This window comes from Ensifer sp. R1-3, assembly GCF_056739175.1.
Map to the genome: position 1 here is coordinate 2,081,435 of NZ_CP096515.1, position 17,413 is coordinate 2,098,847.

Here is a 17,413-nt window from a genome sequence, read left to right on the forward strand (position 1 = left end):
CGGACTTTTCTATATCATGCTGCAGCGCGGTACAAACAGCGCGGATGCGGCTCCGCATGGTCGCGACGGCGACATTTTCATGTCAGTGGCATTTGCTTTATGCAAGCCGAAGTCCTATCCAAGCGGCTTACCCGAGGCGATGGCAAGTCCGACCGAATGACGAGGAAGATGTTCCAGATATTGCGCGATTCGCGCCTGTGGGCGCGGCTTCGTCGACGCCACCTCGTTTGGTCGGCCGCCATAGGCATCGCCCTCGCCGCCGCGTACAATGCCGCGCTGCCGCTCGTGGTTTCGACGACCGAGGCCCGCGCGACGATGGAGCGGATGCTCGACGACTGGTCGGGCGGGAAGAGCACGATCAGCGGCGAGCCGGAAGTCCGGTTCTGGCCGGAACCCCTGGTGACGCTCCCCGCAACGACGATCGTCTCCACCGGACCCGAACCGCGCCGGCTCGCAGAGATCGGCCGCATCACCGCTTCATTCAGCCTGCTTTCTGCACTTCGGGGCGAACAGGCTCTTGAGGAGATCACGCTCGTCGATCCGGTCATCACGCTCGAGCGCGGAGCGGACGGCGCCGTCAACTGGCAAAAGCCGGACTGGCTGGTGCCGCCGGGCAATGCCATGCCGCGGGATGAGGCTCCCTTCGGAGATATCACGATCGAGAATGGCCGCTTCCGCGTTGTCGACCGCCTGGCGGCGACCGGGGAGGGCGTAGACGTCGCGGGGATTTCCGGCACCCTCAAATGGCCTTCCTTCGGGGGGCGGCTGAGCGCACAATTTGCCGCGGTCATCGGCGGCGAAGCGGTAGGCTGGGCCTTCGTATGCGAAGAACCGCTCGCCCTCTTTGCCAGGCGCAACGCCGCTCTCAAGACATCGCTGACGTCGGCTCCGTTGACCTTTTCCTTCGAGGGCACCGGCAATTTCTCGTCGCAGCCTTTCGCCTCCGGCCATCTGCAGATGTCCGCACCTTCGCTGGCAGCGCTTGCCGCGTGGTACCGCGGGGCTCCGGATGCGGAATTGCCCCCGGGCGGATTCAGTATCGATACGAGGGTGACCACCGGTGAGACGGCGCTGAAGCTCGAGGAGCTCCAGCTGGCGATCGGCGAGGCCACGGCGACGGGCGTTCTGGACGTGCAATTGCCGTCCGGCAAAGGGCCGCGCGTGGAAGGCACGCTCGCCTTCGACCGGATCGATCTCAACGGTTTGCCATTGGCAACGCTGAAGCCGGCGCAGGGGGACGACCGCGGATGGCGGATGGCCCAGGCTCTTGTCGGGGGCTGGCGCCTGGATGTCCGGCTGTCGTCGCAGGAAGTCCTGGCCGGTCCGTTGCACCTGACCGATGTCGCGGCCGGGGTGATGATCGATGGAAGCCGGGTTTCGCTCGACATCGGAGACAGCACCTATGCGAATGGCAGGCTGAGCGGCCGCGCCGTGCTCTCGGAGAAAGGGGTGGGGCAAGGCGGCAAGCTGCAGGTGAACCTGAAAGACGCCGACTTCGCTGCGGTCCTCGACAGCTTCGGCCTCAAGGGTCCCGTTCCGACAGGCCGGGGCGTTCTCAGCGTCGATCTTGCCACCGGCCGCCCCCTCTGGGAGGCCGGCGTCGCCGATGTCTTCGGCCATGTCGATTATTCGCTCACCAATGGCAGGCTCGCCGATTTCGACGTTCACGCCTTCACCGATCTCGTGCGCAAGGGGGAATTCTTCTCCCTGTCGCAGGCAAGCGACGGCACGCTCGAGTTCCAGACGGCAGACATCGAGGCGAGCTTCGGCGGCGGCACCGCCCGGCTGGACCGGGCCGCTTTCGTCGGCCCCGCCGGCAATATTTCGGTGACCGGCGTCGTCCCCTATCGAAGCGGCAGTCTGGCCCTGGCGGGGACGCTCGCGGCCCCCGAGGCCGGCAAGGAGCCGCTGCAATTCTTCATCGGCGGCTCCTGGCCGAATGCGGTGATCTCGCCGCTTTCGGTTCTCCTCAGCCCGAAGTGACATCTATGCAATAACGCACTTCCGGACGGAAAACCGTTACACACTTTTCCTGGAAATGCTTTGAGGCGTGTTGAGATCGGGGAATCTCGCCGCGGCTTGTTTGATCTTCTCATCCCTGTGCTCGTCACAGGGATCCAGCCAGACCAAGTCCTTGGGCTGAAAGAATTCTTCCCCGCGCCGCAGACGCGGCGCTGCTCTCATCTCTGTGACGAGCACAGAGATGACGAGGAAGAGAGATGGCACTCCTCCGAGCAGCCGTCACAAACTCGAGATGAACCTCAACGCGCCCTCGCTCACCCAATCGCCGCGAAGGCTGCTCGCTCGTCCTTTTCGCGCTGGACTTCACGACGCTTCGTGACGATCGATGCGACGATCACGCCCAGCGCGACGATGCCGATCAGGATCGTGCAGATGGCATTGATTTCCGGCGTCACGCCGAGACGGACCTGGCTGTAGATCTTCATCGGCAGCGTCGTGGCGCCCGGCCCGGTCGTGAAGCTTGAAATCACGAGATCGTCGAGCGAGAGCGTGAAAGCGAGAATCCAGCCGGAAAAGACGGCCGGCGCGATCACCGGCAGCGTGATCGCGAAGAAGGTCCTGACCGGGGTCGCGCCGAGATCGAGCGCCGCCTCCTCGATCGACTGGTCGAAGCTCAGAAGACGCGACTGGACCACGACCGCGACGAAACACATGGTGAAGGTGATATGGGCGAGCGTGATCGTCCAGAAACCGCGGTCGAACCCGATCGCCACGAAGAGCAGCAGCAGCGACAGGCCGGTGATCACCTCCGGCATCACCAGGGGCGCATATACCATGCCGGAGAACAGAACGCGGCCGCGAAAGCGGGTGTAGCGCACCAGCGCGAGCGCCGCCAGAGTTCCGAGGACGGTCGCGCAGGTCGCCGAAAGGAGCGCCACCCGGATCGTTACCCAGGCCGCGTCAAGAAGTCCCTGGTTATGCCAGAGCTGGGTGTACCATTTGGTCGAGAACCCGGCCCAGACGGTGACCAGTTTCGACTCGTTGAAGGAGAAGATCACCAGGAGCACGATCGGCAGATAGAGAAAGCCGAAGCCCAGAACGACCGAGGCGATGTTGAAACGGGACCACTTCTCCATAGGTCACCTCTCCTCGCCGTCGGCTTTGGCCTGGATGTTCTGGAAATAGACGATCGGTATCACCAGGATCATGAGCAGGATGATCGCCACCGCCGACGAAACCGGCCAGTCGCGATTGGAATTGAATTCGCTCCACAAGGTCTTGCCGATCATCAGTGTTTCCGAGCCGCCGAGGAGGTCGGGGATCACGAATTCGCCGACAGCCGGAATGAAAACGAGCAGGCAGCCCGCCACCACGCCGGGGAGCGACAGAGGAAAGGTCACGCGCCAGAAGGCGGCGGCAGGCGTGCAGCCGAGGTCCTGGGCGGCTTCCGTCAGCGAATGGTCCATCTTCTCAAGCGCCGAGTAGATCGGCAGCACCATGAAGGGCAGATAGGAATAGACGATGCCGATATAGATCGCCAAGTTGGTGTTGAGGATGATGAGCGGCTGATCGATCAGGCCGACCGCCGACAGAAACTGATTGAGCAGGCCCTCCGGCTTCAGGATGGCGATCCAGGCATAGACGCGGATCAGAAAGCTCGTCCAGAAGGGCAGGATCACCATCATCAGCAGCGTGGGCCGCAGCGAACGCGGCGCCTTTGCCATGCCATAGGCGATCGGATAGCCGATCAGGAGCGTCAGGAAGGTCGAGATGGCGGCGATGACGACGCTCGACACATAGGCGTTGAAATAGAGGACGTCCTCCGTCAGCCAGACGTAGTTGTCGAGCGAGAATTCGCCGAGCTTCTCGATGATGCCGGAAAGGCCGCCGGCCAGGTCGAAGACGGGCATATAGGGCGGCATCGCAACGGCCGTCTGCGACAGCGAGATGCGGAAAACGATGAAGAAGGGGATGAGGAAGAAGAACAGGAGCCAGGCATAGGGAATGATTATGACCAGGCGGCTGACGAGGGCTGAGGCAAGTTTCGCCATGGCTTCAATCCTTCAATACGACGCCCGCGTCGTCGCCGAAGGAGATCCAGACCTGCTGGTCGTAGCCGAGCGGGTCCTCGACCGTCCGCACCGCATTCAGCGATGACGCCTTGACGACCTTGCCGTCCTTCAGCCGGATGTGAAAAACCGTCATGTCGCCGAGGTAGCCGATGTCCCATATCTCGCCTTCGGCGGCGTTCACCGGCGCATGCGCCGGCGGCTGTCGGCCGATTCTGATCTTCTCGGGCCGGATGGCGACGGCCGTCTTTGCGCCGTTCCCCGGTTTTTCCGGCGACGCCATCCGAACCGGGATACCGCCCGTCGTCTCGACACGGACATAGCCGTCTTCAGCCGAGGTCACCTTGCCGTCGAATATGTTCACGTCACCGATGAAGTCGGCGACGAAGCGCGAATTCGGCGCTTCGTAGATCTCCGCCGGCGTCGCCACCTGGACGACCTTGCCGTGGCTCATGACGGCGATGCGGTCCGCCATGGTCATCGCCTCTTCCTGGTCGTGGGTGACGACGACGAAGGTGAGGCCGAGTTCCTGCTGCAGGTCCATGAGCTCGAATTGCGTTTCCTCGCGCAGCTTCTTGTCGAGCGCGCCGAGCGGCTCGTCGAGCAGCAGCACCTTCGGCCGCTTTGCCAGGGAACGGGCAAGGGCGACGCGCTGGCGCTGGCCGCCGGAAAGCTGATGCGGCTTGCGCTTGGCGAACTTCTCCAGCTTGACGAGCTTCAGCATCTGCGCGACGCGTTCGGCGATGTCCGCTTTCGGCATTCCGTCCTGTTTCAGGCCGAAGGCGACGTTGTTTTCGACCGTCATGTGCGGAAACAGCGCATAGGACTGGAACATCATATTGACCGGGCGGCGATAGGGCGGGATGCCCGCCAGGCTCTGGCCGTCGAGGATGATTTCGCCCGATGTCGGCTGCTCGAAACCGGCCAGCATCCGCAGGAGGGTGGATTTGCCGCAGCCCGAAGCGCCGAGGAGCGCGAAGAATTCGCGCGTGTAGATGTTCAGCGAAAGATCGTCCACGGCGGTGAAGTCACCGAACTTTTTGGTGACGTTCTTGACGGAAATGAAAGGCTTGGAGGCGGGGTCCGCCCATGGCGCGAAAGAACGCCGGATACTTCCGAGAGACTTCATCATCTATCCTCGAATGGCACAGTCCATACGCAATGGCCGGCGCCGACACGTCGAGAGTTGAGCGCAGAAACTTACAAGAAAATTGCCCGGATTTGAGGTCCGGGCAGTTCGTTTTCGCTCCTACTGACCAGTGACGATCCTGGTCCAGAGCCGGGTCAATACCCTCTGCTCCTTGGCCTCGAAGGGCGTCGTGGTGAAGAGTTTCTGCATCACGGCATCGGACGGATAGATGGCGGTGTCTTCGAGCACTTCCTTGTCGAGGAACTGCTGCGAGGCCTTGTTGCCATTGGCGTAGAACACGTAGTTCGAGGCCTTGGCGATGACTTCCGGCTTCATCATGTAGTTGATGAACTCGTGCGCCTCGGCGACATGCGGTGCGTCGGCAGGGATAGCCAGCATGTCGAACCACATCTGCGCGCCCTGCTCCGGGATCGAATAGTCGACCGTCACGCCGGCCTTTGCCTCGGCCGCACGGTCGCGCGCCTGGAAGACGTCGCCCGAGAAGCCGACGGCCAGGCAGATGTCGCCGTTTGCGAGCGCGTTGATATATTCAGACGAATGGAACTTGCGGATATTGGGACGGACCTTCATCAGCAGGTCGGCTGCCTTTTCGAGATCCGCCTGGTTGTGGCTGTCGGGATTGAGCCCCAGATAGGCGAGCGCCGAGGGCATGATGTCGGTGGGCGAATCGAGGAGATGGATGCCGCAGTCCTTGAACTTCGCCGCAATCTTCGGGTCGAAAATCACATCCCAGTTCGGCTTCTCGTCCGTGCCGAGAATCTCCTTCATCTTCTCGACATTGTAGCCGATGCCGGTCGTGCCCCACATGTAGTCGACGGCGTATTCGTTGCCGGGATCGTACTGCGCGGTACGCTCCATGACCATGTCCCACATGTTGGAAATGTTCGGCAGCTTCGACTTGTCGAGCTTCTGGAACACCCCGGCAGCGATCTGGCGCTGCAGGAAATAGGCGGTCGGAACGACGACGTCGTAACCGGAACCGCCGGCGAGCAGCTTCGTTTCCAGAATCTCGTTCGAGTCGAAGACGTCATAGACGACCTTGATGCCAGTCTCCTTGGTGAACTCCTCCAGAATACTGTCGTCGATATAGTCCGACCAGTTATAGACATTGACGACCCGCTCCTGGGCGAAAGCCAGCATGGTGGATCCCGCAAGCACCGCGGTGGTCAAGGTTGCGACGATGAGTTTGGACATACAACTCCCCTCTTGATTATCGGCTCGGGACAGTAATCTTCTTCTCCAGTGCCGTTACGCCCCGTCTGTTGATCGTGCCGATGCGGAGGTTAGGCATCTTTCTCGATAAGCTCAAGGAGTTAGAGCGGTTCCGGGAAAAAAGTGGCTCGCGGTTTTCCAGCCCGAAATTCCCTCCTCTCACCTCATCCCTGTACTTCTCACAGGGGCCCAGCAGCGCCGCGTCTGCGGACGCGTAAGAGTTCAATCGGCCCAAGGACTTGGGCCGGCTGGATTCCTGTGACGTTTCGGGACTCGCGGTCGTATAACGACGTCCGCCTGCGGATTGCGCGCCATTTCGCGCGGGCTCACTGAAAGTCGAAGACGCTCAGCCCGGTGGCCATTTCGTCGAGACCGAGCGGTCGGGTGATCGGCGGTTCGGCGCGCGCCAGGCACCCCTGCCGCTCGCAAAGCCGGCAGGCCGGACCGATTGCGATCGCCGGCATGACTGCGGCGGCGCCATAGACGATCTCATTCGCGAAGGTGGCCTCGCAGCCGATGAGAATCGCCGTGCGCCGAACCCGTTCGTGGAAGGCGGCCTGCGGACCGTCGACGGTGCGGGCGACAGTGAGGAATACGGTGCCATCAGGCATCTCGACGCGGTCGACGAGAAGCTGGCCGGGCACGGCAAAGGCAGCCTGGACGTTGAGCTTGGGACAGCCGCCGCCGAAGCGGGCATGGGGAAATCCTTGCGCTCCGGCGCGACGCAGCCTGTTGCCGGCGCTGTCGATCTCCATGAGAAAAAACGGAACCCCCGCCGCGCCGGCCCGCTGCAGCATCGTGAGACGATTGGCGACCTGCTCGTAGGAGACCTGGAAACGCGCCGCAAGAACCGCGACATCGTATTTCATCCGCTGCGCGGCGGCGAGAAATGCCGCATAGGGCATCATCAGCGCATGGGCGGCATAGCGCGCCAGTTCGAAGCGGCCGATGCGCCGCGCTTCGGCGGTGGTAAAGCGGAACTGCTCGAGCTCGGCGGCAATCGCCTCGTGGCAGGCGATCGAAGCCACCTCGATCGCGATCTCGCGCAGCTGATCGAAAGGCGACAGACGTTCGGAGATGAAGAGGCGCATCGAGTGGCGGTCGAAGCGGCGGCGCAGGGTGGGCATAACGTGCACCGGCAGGGTCCGGACCGCAAGTCCGTGCTCCCTTCTCAGCCAAGCCTTCATTGCGCCTGAAAGATCGTCGCCGGGCGAGAGGCTTGCATGCAGGGCCTCCGCCGCCTCCTCTATGCGGACGAAGTGATTGGGCCGAGCCTCGAACGCCTCGCGGACTTCGTCCATCGGCAGCCGGGTATCGGCAAGTGCCGCCATATGTCCCTCGCCCGCCAGCAGAGCGGCGAGATCCCTCAGACGCGAGGCCTGTTCGCGGTAAGCGCGATAAAGCTTGACGATGCCGCCGGAGACGTTCGGCGCCGCTTCGGCGACCTCCACCAGCTCCTGGTCCCCCGGCAGTTCGCCGGCAAGCAGCGGATCGGCAAAGACCTCGCGCAGCTGCGCAAGACCGCTGCCCGCCTCACCCTGAAGCTCTTCGAGATCGACCTTGTAGACGGAGGCCAGTTTCAAGAGCAGCTGCACCGTCAGCGGCCGCTGGTTGCGCTCGATGAGATTCAAATAGGAAGGAGAGATGCCAAGCGCCTCGGCCATGGCCGTCTGCGTCAGCTGAAGGCCGTTGCGGATCCGCCTGACCCGCGGCCCCGCAAAGATCTTGTTCTCGGCCATTGTAATTCCCTTTACAAACCAGGCAGATGATCCGCTTTGACATCTTTTACAAGTTTACTTGCGGATACTGTCAAAGGCAAGACAAGCTAACCCGTTTCCGCCGGCTTGAAACGGGAATTCGATAGCGGGCTTCTGCAGCGCAATGTAAAAACTGTCACATGATCTTCCGGCCTAGAGAAGCCGTAAGACGAAAGCCGAAGACGAACCGATTTCACGAGGAGGCAGGTATGACTGATTTTTACAAGCTCGTTCCAAATGCGCCGGAGGGGCGCTTCGACGGAATCGAGCGGCCCTATTCCGCCGAGGATGTGAAGCGGCTCAGGGGCTCGGTGGAGATCCGTTATTCGCTTGCCGAAATGGGGGCGAACCGCCTCTGGAAGCTCATCCACGAGGAAGACTTCGTCAATGCACTCGGCGCGCTTTCCGGCAATCAGGCGATGCAGATGGTGCGCGCAGGCTTGAAGGCGATCTATCTCTCCGGCTGGCAGGTCGCAGCCGACGCCAACACCGCTTCGGCCATGTATCCGGACCAGTCGCTCTATCCGGCCAACGCGGCTCCGGAACTCGCCAAGCGCATCAACCGCACGCTTCAGCGCGCCGACCAGATCGAGACGGCGGAGGGCAAGGGTCTCTCCGTCGAGACCTGGTTCGCGCCGATCGTCGCCGATGCGGAAGCCGGCTTCGGCGGGCCGCTCAACGCCTTCGAGATCATGAAGGCCTTCATCGAAGCGGGTGCGGCGGGCGTCCATTACGAGGACCAGCTCGCGTCCGAAAAGAAGTGCGGCCATCTCGGCGGCAAGGTGCTGATCCCGACCGCGGCGCATATCCGCAATCTGAACGCGGCACGGCTTGCCGCCGACGTGATGGGCACGCCGACGCTGGTCATCGCCCGCACGGACGCGGAAGCGGCGAAACTGCTCACCTCTGATATCGACGAGCGCGACCGCCCATTCGTCGACTATGATGCCGGCCGCACCGTCGAGGGCTTCTACCAGGTGAAGAACGGCATCGAGCCCTGCATCGCCCGCGCGATCGCCTATGCGCCGCATTGCGACCTCATCTGGTGCGAGACCTCCAAGCCCGACCTGGAGCAGGCGCGCAAATTCGCCGAAGGCGTGCACAAGGCACATCCGGGCAAGCTGCTCGCCTATAATTGCTCGCCGTCCTTCAACTGGAAGAAGAACCTCGACGACGCGACGATCGCCAAGTTCCAGCGCGAATTGGGCGCCATGGGCTACAAGTTCCAGTTCATCACGCTCGCCGGCTTCCATCAGCTGAACTACGGCATGTTCGAACTGGCGCGCGGCTACAGGGATCGTCAGATGGCGGCCTATTCGGAGCTGCAGGAAGCGGAATTCGCTGCCGAAGCCAACGGCTATACGGCCACCAAGCACCAGCGCGAAGTGGGCACCGGCTATTTCGATGCCGTGTCGGTCGCGATCACCGGCGGCCAGTCGTCGACCACTGCCATGAAGGAATCCACCGAGCACGATCAGTTCCGCCCGGCAGCAGAATGAACGAGCGGGACGCGCGACACCCCTGCCCCGCCGCGCGTCCCCAACCAGACCTCGAAACTGAAGCGGGGATCAACGAAGTCCCCCGCGACCATCGCCCAAAGGAGCACTCCGATGACTGTACAGACACGCGTCAAGGAACGGGCCGAGGAACAATCATCGGCCATGACACCGGAACAGCAGGCGGCGATCCGCATGGTCGCCAACGACCTGCACCGCCTCAACCAGGCGGTGATGAAGGCCGTCGATGCGGGGGTTTCCGTAGAACTGGTCCGTTCGGCGCGCCATCACGGCGGCGACGGCAACTGGGGCGACCTGCTGATCCCCGTCATCGTCACGCAAGGCAGGCACTGATGGCTATCCTGACCTGGACAACGGTAGCACTCATCCTTTCCGCCCTGAGTTGCAGCCACTTCAACCGGCAGAGGCCAGCGGTCCGCGAGGCGCGCGCCGGCCGAGGTCGACGCAAATGAGACAAGGACCGGCCGGCCCCAGCGCCGGCCGGTCAAGGCTGGAGGCTCATGCCGAATTGCGCGGCGGGCGCTTGCCGGCAAAAAGGTCCGTATGGCTGCGCAGGAAACGTGTCATCCGGTCTACGACGGTGCGGATGTCGCGCCTGTGGCGGTCCTCGTTGTTCATGACGATCCACTGCCGGTGTCTGAGCGGCTCGATCTCGTCGCCCACCCGCTCGAGGAGGGGATCGAGATCGCCGACGAAACAGGGAAGCACCGTCCGTCCCGCGCCGGCTCGCGCGAGATCCAGCAAGGACCGAGGCCGTGTGACGGTTGCAACGATCCGGCCCGGCGCATGCTCGTGCGGCCATCTCAGATAGGCCGATATCGCATCCTCTTCGGCGACTGCGACCCAGCGCTCCACTCCGCCCGGCGCGTTCTTCTGCCGGTAGGCGGCATAGGCGACTTCGCCCACCGGCCGCGCCGCAAGATAGGTTTCCTCCGGCTCGAAGGCACGGATGCCGATATCGCTTTCGCGGTAGGCGAGATTCGCCCGCGCCTCGCCGATCGTCAGCGAAATGTTGAAAGCGTCCCGTTCCGTGCAGATGGCGGGAAAATTCTCGGCGATCAGCCAGGAGACCCATGTGCCGGCCGCGATGCGGACGACGGTCGCCCCCTCGCCCTCCTTCTGCCAGCTTTCGACCTTGCGGGCCGCGGCCTCCATTTCCTGCAACTGTTCGAAGAGAAAGCGGCCGTCTCCCGTCAGCGTGTAGCCGGTCTGGCTGCGGATGAAGAGCGAGCGGCCGGTGCGCTCCTCGAGTTCCAGCATCCGGCGGCCGACCGTGGCAGGGCTGAGTCCCGTCGCCTGCGCCGCCCCGGTCAACCCGCCGGTACGCGCAACCGTGACGAAGCAGCGGTAGATGTCCCAATCCGTGTTTTTCATAGCTGAAAAACATATGGCGAAATCGGCTGTATGTAAAACAATTCCGGATGCATAAAAAAGGGGATGCCCAAGAATGAAGGAGCATCACCATGGATATGATGGCAATGGCACTGCTGTTCGATATGGCCTCGAGGAACCGTCACTGGGACGAGAGGTTCGAGCCCCGGCCGCCGAGCCGCCGGCGGCGCTTCGCGAAACGCCTGCTTTCGGCAGTGTTCCGCAGGCGGCAACCGGCGGAGACAAGTGAAGGTTGCGCCGGCAGCTTTACTGTTTCCTGCGCAGGCGGCGTCAAATGAAAGCGCCGCGCATCCGGGATGCGCGGCGCCCTAGCAGCGTTTTGAATCCGATTAGGCCGCCCGGTAGCTGTGGTCGGCTGCGGCCACCGGCTCGAGCCGGAACTGCTCGACCAGCATCATCAGCGTATCCGCCTGATTGGCGAGCGCCCGGCTGGTGCCGGTCGCCTCCTCCACCATCGAGGCGTTCTGCTGCGTCATCTGGTCCATCTGGTTGACGGAACCGTTGACCTCGTTCAGGGCTGCGGCCTGATCGCGGCTGGCCGTGGCGATCATCTCGACATGCTGGCTGACCGTGACGATCTCGGCGCTGATCGAGGCGAGCACCGCGCCCGTTTCCTTGACGAGACGCGAGCCGGAACTCACCTCTTGGGTCGATTTGTCGATCAGCCCCTTGATCTCTCGCGCCGCCTCGGCCGAGCGCTGCGCCAGTTCGCGCACTTCCTGAGCCACGACGGCAAAGCCCTTGCCCGCCTCGCCGGCACGCGCCGCTTCGATACCGGCATTGAGCGCCAGGAGGTTGGTCTGGAAGGCGATATCGTCGATCACTTCGATGATCTGCTCGATCTGGCGGGAGGCCGCCTCGATGCGGCCCATGGCGGCGACGGCGTTGGTGACGACCGTCGCCGAACTGTCGGCGCTCCGCTTGGTATGAGACACGGCCTGGTTCGCCTCGTGCGCCCGCTCCGCCGAGGAGCGCACCGTCACGGTGATCTGGTCGACGGCCGCCGCCGTCTCCTCGAGCGAAGCGGCCTGAGCCTCTGTCCGCTTCGACAGCGCGTCGGCGGACCGATGCATGTCGGCGCCACCCTGCTGGATCGCCTGGGCATTGGCGCGAATCTGCGCCAGCGTATCCTGAAGGCGGAAGAGCGATCCGTTGAAATCCAGCCGCAACTGTTCGAGACGGCCGGCGAAGGGCACTTCGATCTGCCGCGACAGGTCGCCCTGTGCCAGGCGTCCGAGACCGGCTGCGAGTTCGCTCACGGCAAGATCGATCTGTCTGTCGAGCTCGCGCTTCTCGGCATCGTTGCGGCTGCGCTCGGCCTCGGCGCGGGCACGCTCTTCGGCGCTTTCCGCCTCGATGCGCACCTTGGAGAGCGCATTTTCCTTGAAGACGCCGAGGGCACGCGCCATGTCGCCGATCTCGTCTCGGCGCGTGCCGCCGTCGATCGAGGTATCGAGCGCGCCGTCCGCCAGCCGCCGCATGGCAGCCGTGATCTGGCCGATCGGCTTTTTCAGCGTGAGCGTGAGCGCGATGCCGGCCAGGAGCGCGATCACGACGCCGGTGATCGTCGCCGCAACGGAGATCTGATTGGCTTCCGCACGCTCGCTGCCGGCGGCGACCTTCTGCTGCTCGGCAAACCCGGTGAGGTCGCTCCAGATCTCGTTGATCGCGGCGCCCGCGGCCTCGAATTCGACAGTGCGCTTATCCGTGATCTCGACCAGCGCAAGGCCATCCTTCTTCATCCCGTCGATGATCGGCAGAAGTGCGCCGGCGGCCTGGTCGAAGAAGCTCATGCCGCTCGCGATGCCGCGCAGAGTTGTGAGGTTGGACTGGACTGCAAGGAACCTGTCGAGGAGCTTCTTGCGGCTTTCCTCGCTCGTCGTTCCGAGAAATGCCGCGGCGGCGATCTGAATGTCGGTAAGCGATGTGGAGAGCCTGCGTGTCGCGGTCAGTACCGACTCCGTCCCTGCGATCTTGCCGTCGAGCTCGCTGAATATCTGCGTCGCCTCGCGCATCTTGCCGACCGAAGCTGCCTCCAGCCGGAAGCTGGCGGTGCGGAAACGGTCGACATATTTGGAAAGGCCGGCGAGCGTTTCGGGGCCGGGCGGCGTCTTGATAAGGGCGCCGATCGCCCCGGAAGCAGAATTGACGGTTTCGGCAAGGGATTTCTCGCCCTTCGGCAAAAGCACGAAGATATCCCGTTGCGTGCGGCCTATGGCCGGGAAGTGACCCTCTGCGACCTTCAGCTTCTCCTCGACCGTTATCGCCCCGCTCACCGCGGTCGCGAATTCGGCGTAGAAGCGGCTGGCGCGTATGAGTTTTTCGGCGTTGCGCAGCATCGTCTTCGCCGCATTCTCGTCCTTGCGCACCGCGTATTGCAGCCGGTTCGCCTCTTCGTTGATCTTCGCCTGTTCGGCCGCCAGACGCTCCAGATCGGCCCTCGTCTCGGCCCGGAGCTTCTGCTCGCCCTCATGCAATGTCCAGAGCCCGTCGATGCGCGTCTCGATGTCGCTGGTCGCGGCAATGGCGGCAGCCAGCTCGTCCTCGCCGTTTCCGCCCGCAACCTGCGCCGCGGTTTCGGTCAGAACTTCCTTCTGCGTGACGATTGCGTCCTTGAGCATCCGCCGACTTTCGTCGGTTGTCTGCTGCAGGAAGTTGTTCATCTGGGCATAGACGTCCTTGAAGCCGCTCAGCGTCTTGAGGACGCTGTTCGAAATCTCCATGCGGCCCTGCAGCAGTCCAGAGGCATAAAGTCCGGTTATGCCGACGGCCGAGATGCTGACGACGAAGGGCAGGATGAAGAACAGAACCTTCGTCTGAATCTTGAAGCGGGCAAGTATCCTGTCGATGAACATGGAAAACACCTTGGCTACAGCGCGCGTTCGCCTCCCCGATGGCTCGAAGCGCTCCGGGGCGCGTCAGGTGAACGCACCAAAGGCGCTCGGGCGCCACCCGATGCGCAAACAGGCTGATGTTTTTCGGAAAAGTCATGCGGCGCACGCCGCCAGCCCGCCAGCAGTCATTGCGGGACCGCGCAGCCGGCTTGGCGGCGAGGACCTGGCGGTGCTCATTTGCTCGCCATAATCATTTCAAACGATTAAGAATTCCATAAGCGGAATTTGCCCCGTTGGGGGCGAAATACCGGTGCTCCGGCGCATCGACGTGGCGCGTCGGAAGCGACGCCTCAAAGCCAGGAAAAGAGAGCAACGGCCGTGACGGCAAACAGAGCGAGCGTCGCGAGGTAAGCCGTCAATTCGTTCTGCCCGCGGCTTTTCTCTGCGCGGGCGATGGCTATTGCACGGGGACGGCGGCGTTGCTGGTTCATGGCCTCTTGTCCTTGTCGCTGCAGCACCGAGCGTCTTGGGCGCGCAAGGTCGATGCAGCACTTCGAGTTGCCGGCAAAGACCGGTCTGCCTTTGCCGTTACGATCATGGTGCATCCATCCTGCGGCTGAAGAAAGTCCCCGAAATGGAAACAATGTGGTTTCCGCTTGTTGACTTCCGCTGCCCTTCGAGGCTGTCGCGCCATGATAAACAGGTTCAGTAATCTCCCTTATATTTCCCTTAAGAATGGCTGAAGAAGCAAATCACCAATTTTGCCGCACGGTTACACGTCTTGACCGGCGACGAAGCCCGAGGCCCAGGCCCATTGGAAATTGTAGCCTCCGAGCCAGCCGGTCACGTCGACACACTCGCCGACGAAGTAGAGGCCGGGGACTTCTTTTGCCTGCATGGTCCGGGAGTCGAGCGCACGCGTATCGACGCCGCCGAGCGTGACCTCGGCCGTCCGGTAGCCTTCCGATCCCGCCGGCTTCACCGCCCAAACCTGGATGGAGCTGGCAAGCGCGTCGATCGCCTTGTCGGAAAGGTCGGCAAGCATGCGCCCCGTCAGCTTCGCTTCGTCGGCGAAGAACTGCGCGAGCCGGCGCGGCAGGATGTCGGCAAGTGCCGTCTGGACTGCCTGGCGGCCGTTCGCCCGGCGCATTCCCTTGAGGATCGAGGCGATATCGATGTCCGGCATCAGCCGGAGGATGATCTCCTCACCCTCACGCCAATAGGATGAAATCTGCAGGATAGCCGGTCCGCTCAAGCCTCGATGGGTGATGAGGACAGCCTCGCGGAAGGCGGCCTTCCCGAACCGCGCCTCGGCATCGGCCGCGACGCCGGCAAGCGCGCCGAGCTTTGCGAGTTGCGCCTGGTCGAGTGTCAGGGGAACCAGTGCCGGCCGGGTTTCGACAACAGGCAGGCCGAACTGCTCCGCGATGCGATAGGCAAGACCCGTCGCTCCCATTTTCGGGATGGACTTGCCGCCGCTCGCCACGATCAGCGAGGCGGCGTCGACCGTGCCGGCGCTCGTCGTCACACGGAACCCGGAGGCGGTCCTCTCAACCTCGCCGATGCTGGTTTCGAGCCTCAGTTGCGCTCCCGCCTCCTTCATCTCCGCCATCAGCATGCGGATGATGTCCTTGGCCGAATGATCGCAGAAGAGCTGGCCGAGCGTTTTCTCGTGCCAGCCGATGCCATGGCGCTCGACGAGGGCGACGAAGTCCTGCGGCCGATATCGGGCAAGCGCCGACTTGCAGAAATGCGGGTTGCCGGAGAGAAAGTTCCTGGGGCCTGCATGGATATTCGTAAAATTGCAGCGGCCGCCGCCCGAGATGCGGATCTTCTCGCCGGGCGTCCTGGCGTGGTCGATGACGAGCACGCGGCGCCCGCGCTTACCCGCCTCGATGGCGCACATCATGCCGGCGGCGCCCGCCCCGATGATCACCACGTCCTGCTTTTCCGCCACGGAAGCTTCCTTCTGTTTCCGTATCCTCCTTTCCGGCGAGCAGGGCGAAAGTCAATCGCGTGCATCTAGCTAATTGCCAAACTGCGGCTATGATTGCGCTATCCGAAGCCAAACCCGGTGATTTATGTCTTCCAAGAGAAGTGTTGCCCAAGAGACAGCAAAGGTCAGCAAGAGTTCGAAGATACCCCTCGCCCTGCATGCCGCCCGTGGCGTGAAGACCTGGACCGAAGCGGTCGACTGGCTCAAGATCCGCGGCATCGAAGATATCGAGTGCATCACGCCGGACCTTGCCGGCGTTGCGCGCGGCAAGATGATGCCGACGTCCAAGTTCACGTCCAATACCTCGCTTGCCTTGCCCTCGGCGATCTACCGGCACACGATTTCCGGCGAATATCCGGAGGAGACGGGGCAATTCCGCTATGATTCCCGCGACAGCGACATCAAGCTCGTTCCGGACCTGTCCACCCTTTCCATCGTTCCATGGGAAAGCGACCCGACGGCGCAGGTCATCTGCGACATCGTCGGCTCGCAGGGCGAGCAGATCAGCTACACCCCGCGCAATGTGCTGAAGCGCGTCATCGAGCTCTACCGGCAGAAGGGCTGGAAACCGGTGGTCGCACCGGAGATCGAATTCTATCTCGTCGCCCAGAACGACGACCCGGACTATCCGCTGCGGCCGCCGAAGGGCCGGTCCGGCCGCTCGATCCTCGGCGGCCAGGGCTATTCGATCGCCGGCATCAACGAGTTCGACGAGCTCATCGACGACATCTACCATTTTTCCGAAAAACAAGGCCTCGAGATCGATACGCTGATTCACGAAGAGGGGCCGGCCCAGCTCGAGATCAACCTCAGGCACGGCGATCCGATCGAGCTTGCCGACCAGGTCTTCCTGTTCAAGCGGACCATCCGCGAAGCGGCGCTGAAGCACGGAATCTATGCGACGTTCATGGCCAAGCCCATGCAGGGCCAGCCCGGCTCCGCCATGCATATCCACCAATCGGTGATCGACATCGAGACCGGCCGCAACATCTTCTCCAATCCCGACGGCTCGCCATCTCAGGCGTTCTTTTCCTTCATAGGCGGCATGCAGCTTTACGTGCCGCGGACGTTGTCGATGATGGCGCCCTATGTGAACTCCTATCGGCGCCTCACGCCGGACATGTCGGCCCCGGTCAACACCGCCTGGGGCTATGACAACCGGACCACGGCGTTCCGTATCCCCGTCTCCGATCCGGTCGCCCGGCGCATCGAGAACCGCCTGCCGAGCTCCGATGCGAACCCCTACCTGGCGCTCGCGGCTTCGCTCGGCTGCGGCTATCTCGGCATCATCGAGGGCCTGCAGGCGACACCGCCCACGGAACACACCGCCAATGAGGGCGAAATCGAACTGCCGCGAGGGCTGCTCGAGGCGGTTTCGCTGCTCGAATCGGCTCCTGCGCTGGCGGAGGTGTTCAGCGCCGAGTTCATCGCCATCTATGCGGGCGTGAAGCGCGGCGAGTTCGAAACCTTCATGCAGGTCATCAGCCCGTGGGAACGCGAGTTCCTGCTCCTGAATGTCTGATC

At 63.0% G+C, this 17,413-nt stretch carries 14 protein-coding genes; 5 read left to right on the plus strand and 9 right to left on the minus strand.

Annotation, left to right across the window (positions count from 1 at the left end; translation table 11 throughout):
- The first annotated feature begins 156 nt into the window (after positions 1-156).
- Positions 157-1,983, plus strand: coding sequence for an AsmA family protein (locus tag M1D43_RS10060; RefSeq protein WP_192923472.1), 1,827 nt, complete (start codon positions 157-159; stop codon positions 1,981-1,983).
- A 293-nt stretch (positions 1,984-2,276) separates the two neighbouring features.
- On the opposite strand, the gene M1D43_RS10065 is transcribed toward M1D43_RS10060, so the two are convergent.
- From M1D43_RS10065 to M1D43_RS10085, 5 genes are all read right to left on the minus strand, one after another.
- On the minus strand, positions 2,277-3,098 hold the full coding sequence (locus tag M1D43_RS10065; protein ID WP_003527099.1) for an ABC transporter permease: 822 nt from the start codon (positions 3,096-3,098) through the stop codon (positions 2,277-2,279).
- A 3-nt stretch (positions 3,099-3,101) separates the two neighbouring features.
- A complete protein-coding gene (locus M1D43_RS10070) occupies positions 3,102-4,013 on the minus strand; it encodes an ABC transporter permease subunit (RefSeq protein ID WP_153314372.1) in 912 nt (303 codons plus the stop codon).
- Positions 4,014-4,017: 4 nt separating this feature from the next.
- Entirely contained in the window at positions 4,018-5,160 is a 1,143-nt protein-coding gene (locus tag M1D43_RS10075; RefSeq protein ID WP_192923471.1) for an ABC transporter ATP-binding protein, read from the minus strand.
- Positions 5,161-5,280: 120 nt separating this feature from the next.
- A complete protein-coding gene (locus M1D43_RS10080; RefSeq protein ID WP_153314368.1) occupies positions 5,281-6,375 on the minus strand; it encodes a polyamine ABC transporter substrate-binding protein in 1,095 nt (364 codons plus the stop codon).
- 344 nt (positions 6,376-6,719) lie between these two features.
- The gene (locus M1D43_RS10085) at positions 6,720-8,132 is read right to left on the minus strand and encodes a helix-turn-helix domain-containing protein (RefSeq protein WP_153314366.1); all 1,413 of its coding nucleotides are present in this window, start codon (positions 8,130-8,132) and stop codon (positions 6,720-6,722) included.
- A gap of 227 nt (positions 8,133-8,359) precedes the next feature.
- On the opposite strand from M1D43_RS10085, the gene aceA reads away from it, so the two are divergent.
- Complete coding sequence (gene aceA, locus M1D43_RS10090; RefSeq protein ID WP_003527089.1) at positions 8,360-9,649, plus strand: isocitrate lyase; 1,290 nt, start codon at positions 8,360-8,362, stop codon at positions 9,647-9,649.
- 111 nt (positions 9,650-9,760) lie between these two features.
- Positions 9,761-10,000, plus strand: a complete 240-nt coding sequence (locus M1D43_RS10095) for an SMc00767 family acetate metabolism repressor (RefSeq protein ID WP_003527087.1) — start codon at positions 9,761-9,763, stop codon at positions 9,998-10,000.
- 165 nt (positions 10,001-10,165) lie between these two features.
- On the opposite strand, the gene M1D43_RS10100 is transcribed toward M1D43_RS10095, so the two are convergent.
- On the minus strand, positions 10,166-11,041 hold the full coding sequence (locus M1D43_RS10100) for a LysR family transcriptional regulator (protein ID WP_027992365.1): 876 nt from the start codon (positions 11,039-11,041) through the stop codon (positions 10,166-10,168).
- 89 nt (positions 11,042-11,130) lie between these two features.
- On the opposite strand from M1D43_RS10100, the gene M1D43_RS10105 reads away from it, so the two are divergent.
- Positions 11,131-11,337, plus strand: coding sequence for a hypothetical protein (locus M1D43_RS10105; RefSeq protein ID WP_027992364.1), 207 nt, complete (start codon positions 11,131-11,133; stop codon positions 11,335-11,337).
- A 51-nt stretch (positions 11,338-11,388) separates the two neighbouring features.
- On the opposite strand, the gene M1D43_RS10110 is transcribed toward M1D43_RS10105, so the two are convergent.
- The 3 genes from M1D43_RS10110 to M1D43_RS10120 all read right to left on the minus strand — a co-directional run bounded on the left by M1D43_RS10110 (position 11,389) and on the right by M1D43_RS10120 (position 15,850).
- On the minus strand, positions 11,389-13,914 hold the full coding sequence (locus M1D43_RS10110) for a methyl-accepting chemotaxis protein (RefSeq protein ID WP_153314364.1): 2,526 nt from the start codon (positions 13,912-13,914) through the stop codon (positions 11,389-11,391).
- Positions 13,915-14,243: 329 nt separating this feature from the next.
- A complete protein-coding gene (locus tag M1D43_RS10115) occupies positions 14,244-14,384 on the minus strand; it encodes a hypothetical protein (RefSeq protein WP_010968761.1) in 141 nt (46 codons plus the stop codon).
- Positions 14,385-14,665: 281 nt separating this feature from the next.
- Positions 14,666-15,850, minus strand: coding sequence for a BaiN/RdsA family NAD(P)/FAD-dependent oxidoreductase (locus M1D43_RS10120; protein ID WP_318853727.1), 1,185 nt, complete (start codon positions 15,848-15,850; stop codon positions 14,666-14,668).
- Positions 15,851-15,974: 124 nt separating this feature from the next.
- Here M1D43_RS10120 and M1D43_RS10125 point away from each other — a divergent pair, with 124 nt between their 5' ends.
- Positions 15,975-17,411 carry a glutamine synthetase family protein gene (locus M1D43_RS10125; RefSeq protein ID WP_003527057.1) on the plus strand — a complete coding sequence of 479 codons (1,437 nt, stop codon included), beginning with the start codon at positions 15,975-15,977 and terminating at the stop codon, positions 17,409-17,411.
- The last annotated feature ends 2 nt before the right edge of the window (positions 17,412-17,413 follow it).

Bases quoted from the DNA above. Each gene is read 5' to 3' on its own strand.
- M1D43_RS10080 (WP_153314368.1), bottom strand. From the start codon at position 6,375: ATGTCCAAACTCATCGTCGCAACCTTGACCACCGCGGTGCTTGCGGGA.
- aceA (WP_003527089.1), top strand. From the start codon at position 8,360: ATGACTGATTTTTACAAGCTCGTTCCAAATGCGCCGGAGGGGCGCTTC.
- M1D43_RS10070 (WP_153314372.1), bottom strand. From the start codon at position 4,013: ATGGCGAAACTTGCCTCAGCCCTCGTCAGCCGCCTGGTCATAATCATT.
- M1D43_RS10125 (WP_003527057.1), top strand. From the start codon at position 15,975: ATGTCTTCCAAGAGAAGTGTTGCCCAAGAGACAGCAAAGGTCAGCAAG.
- M1D43_RS10105 (WP_027992364.1), top strand. From the start codon at position 11,131: ATGGATATGATGGCAATGGCACTGCTGTTCGATATGGCCTCGAGGAAC.
- M1D43_RS10085 (WP_153314366.1), bottom strand. From the start codon at position 8,132: ATGGCCGAGAACAAGATCTTTGCGGGGCCGCGGGTCAGGCGGATCCGC.
- M1D43_RS10065 (WP_003527099.1), bottom strand. From the start codon at position 3,098: ATGGAGAAGTGGTCCCGTTTCAACATCGCCTCGGTCGTTCTGGGCTTC.
- M1D43_RS10115 (WP_010968761.1), bottom strand. From the start codon at position 14,384: ATGAACCAGCAACGCCGCCGTCCCCGTGCAATAGCCATCGCCCGCGCA.
- M1D43_RS10075 (WP_192923471.1), bottom strand. From the start codon at position 5,160: ATGAAGTCTCTCGGAAGTATCCGGCGTTCTTTCGCGCCATGGGCGGAC.
- M1D43_RS10060 (WP_192923472.1), top strand. From the start codon at position 157: ATGACGAGGAAGATGTTCCAGATATTGCGCGATTCGCGCCTGTGGGCG.
- M1D43_RS10095 (WP_003527087.1), top strand. From the start codon at position 9,761: ATGACTGTACAGACACGCGTCAAGGAACGGGCCGAGGAACAATCATCG.
- M1D43_RS10100 (WP_027992365.1), bottom strand. From the start codon at position 11,041: ATGAAAAACACGGATTGGGACATCTACCGCTGCTTCGTCACGGTTGCG.
- M1D43_RS10110 (WP_153314364.1), bottom strand. From the start codon at position 13,914: ATGTTCATCGACAGGATACTTGCCCGCTTCAAGATTCAGACGAAGGTT.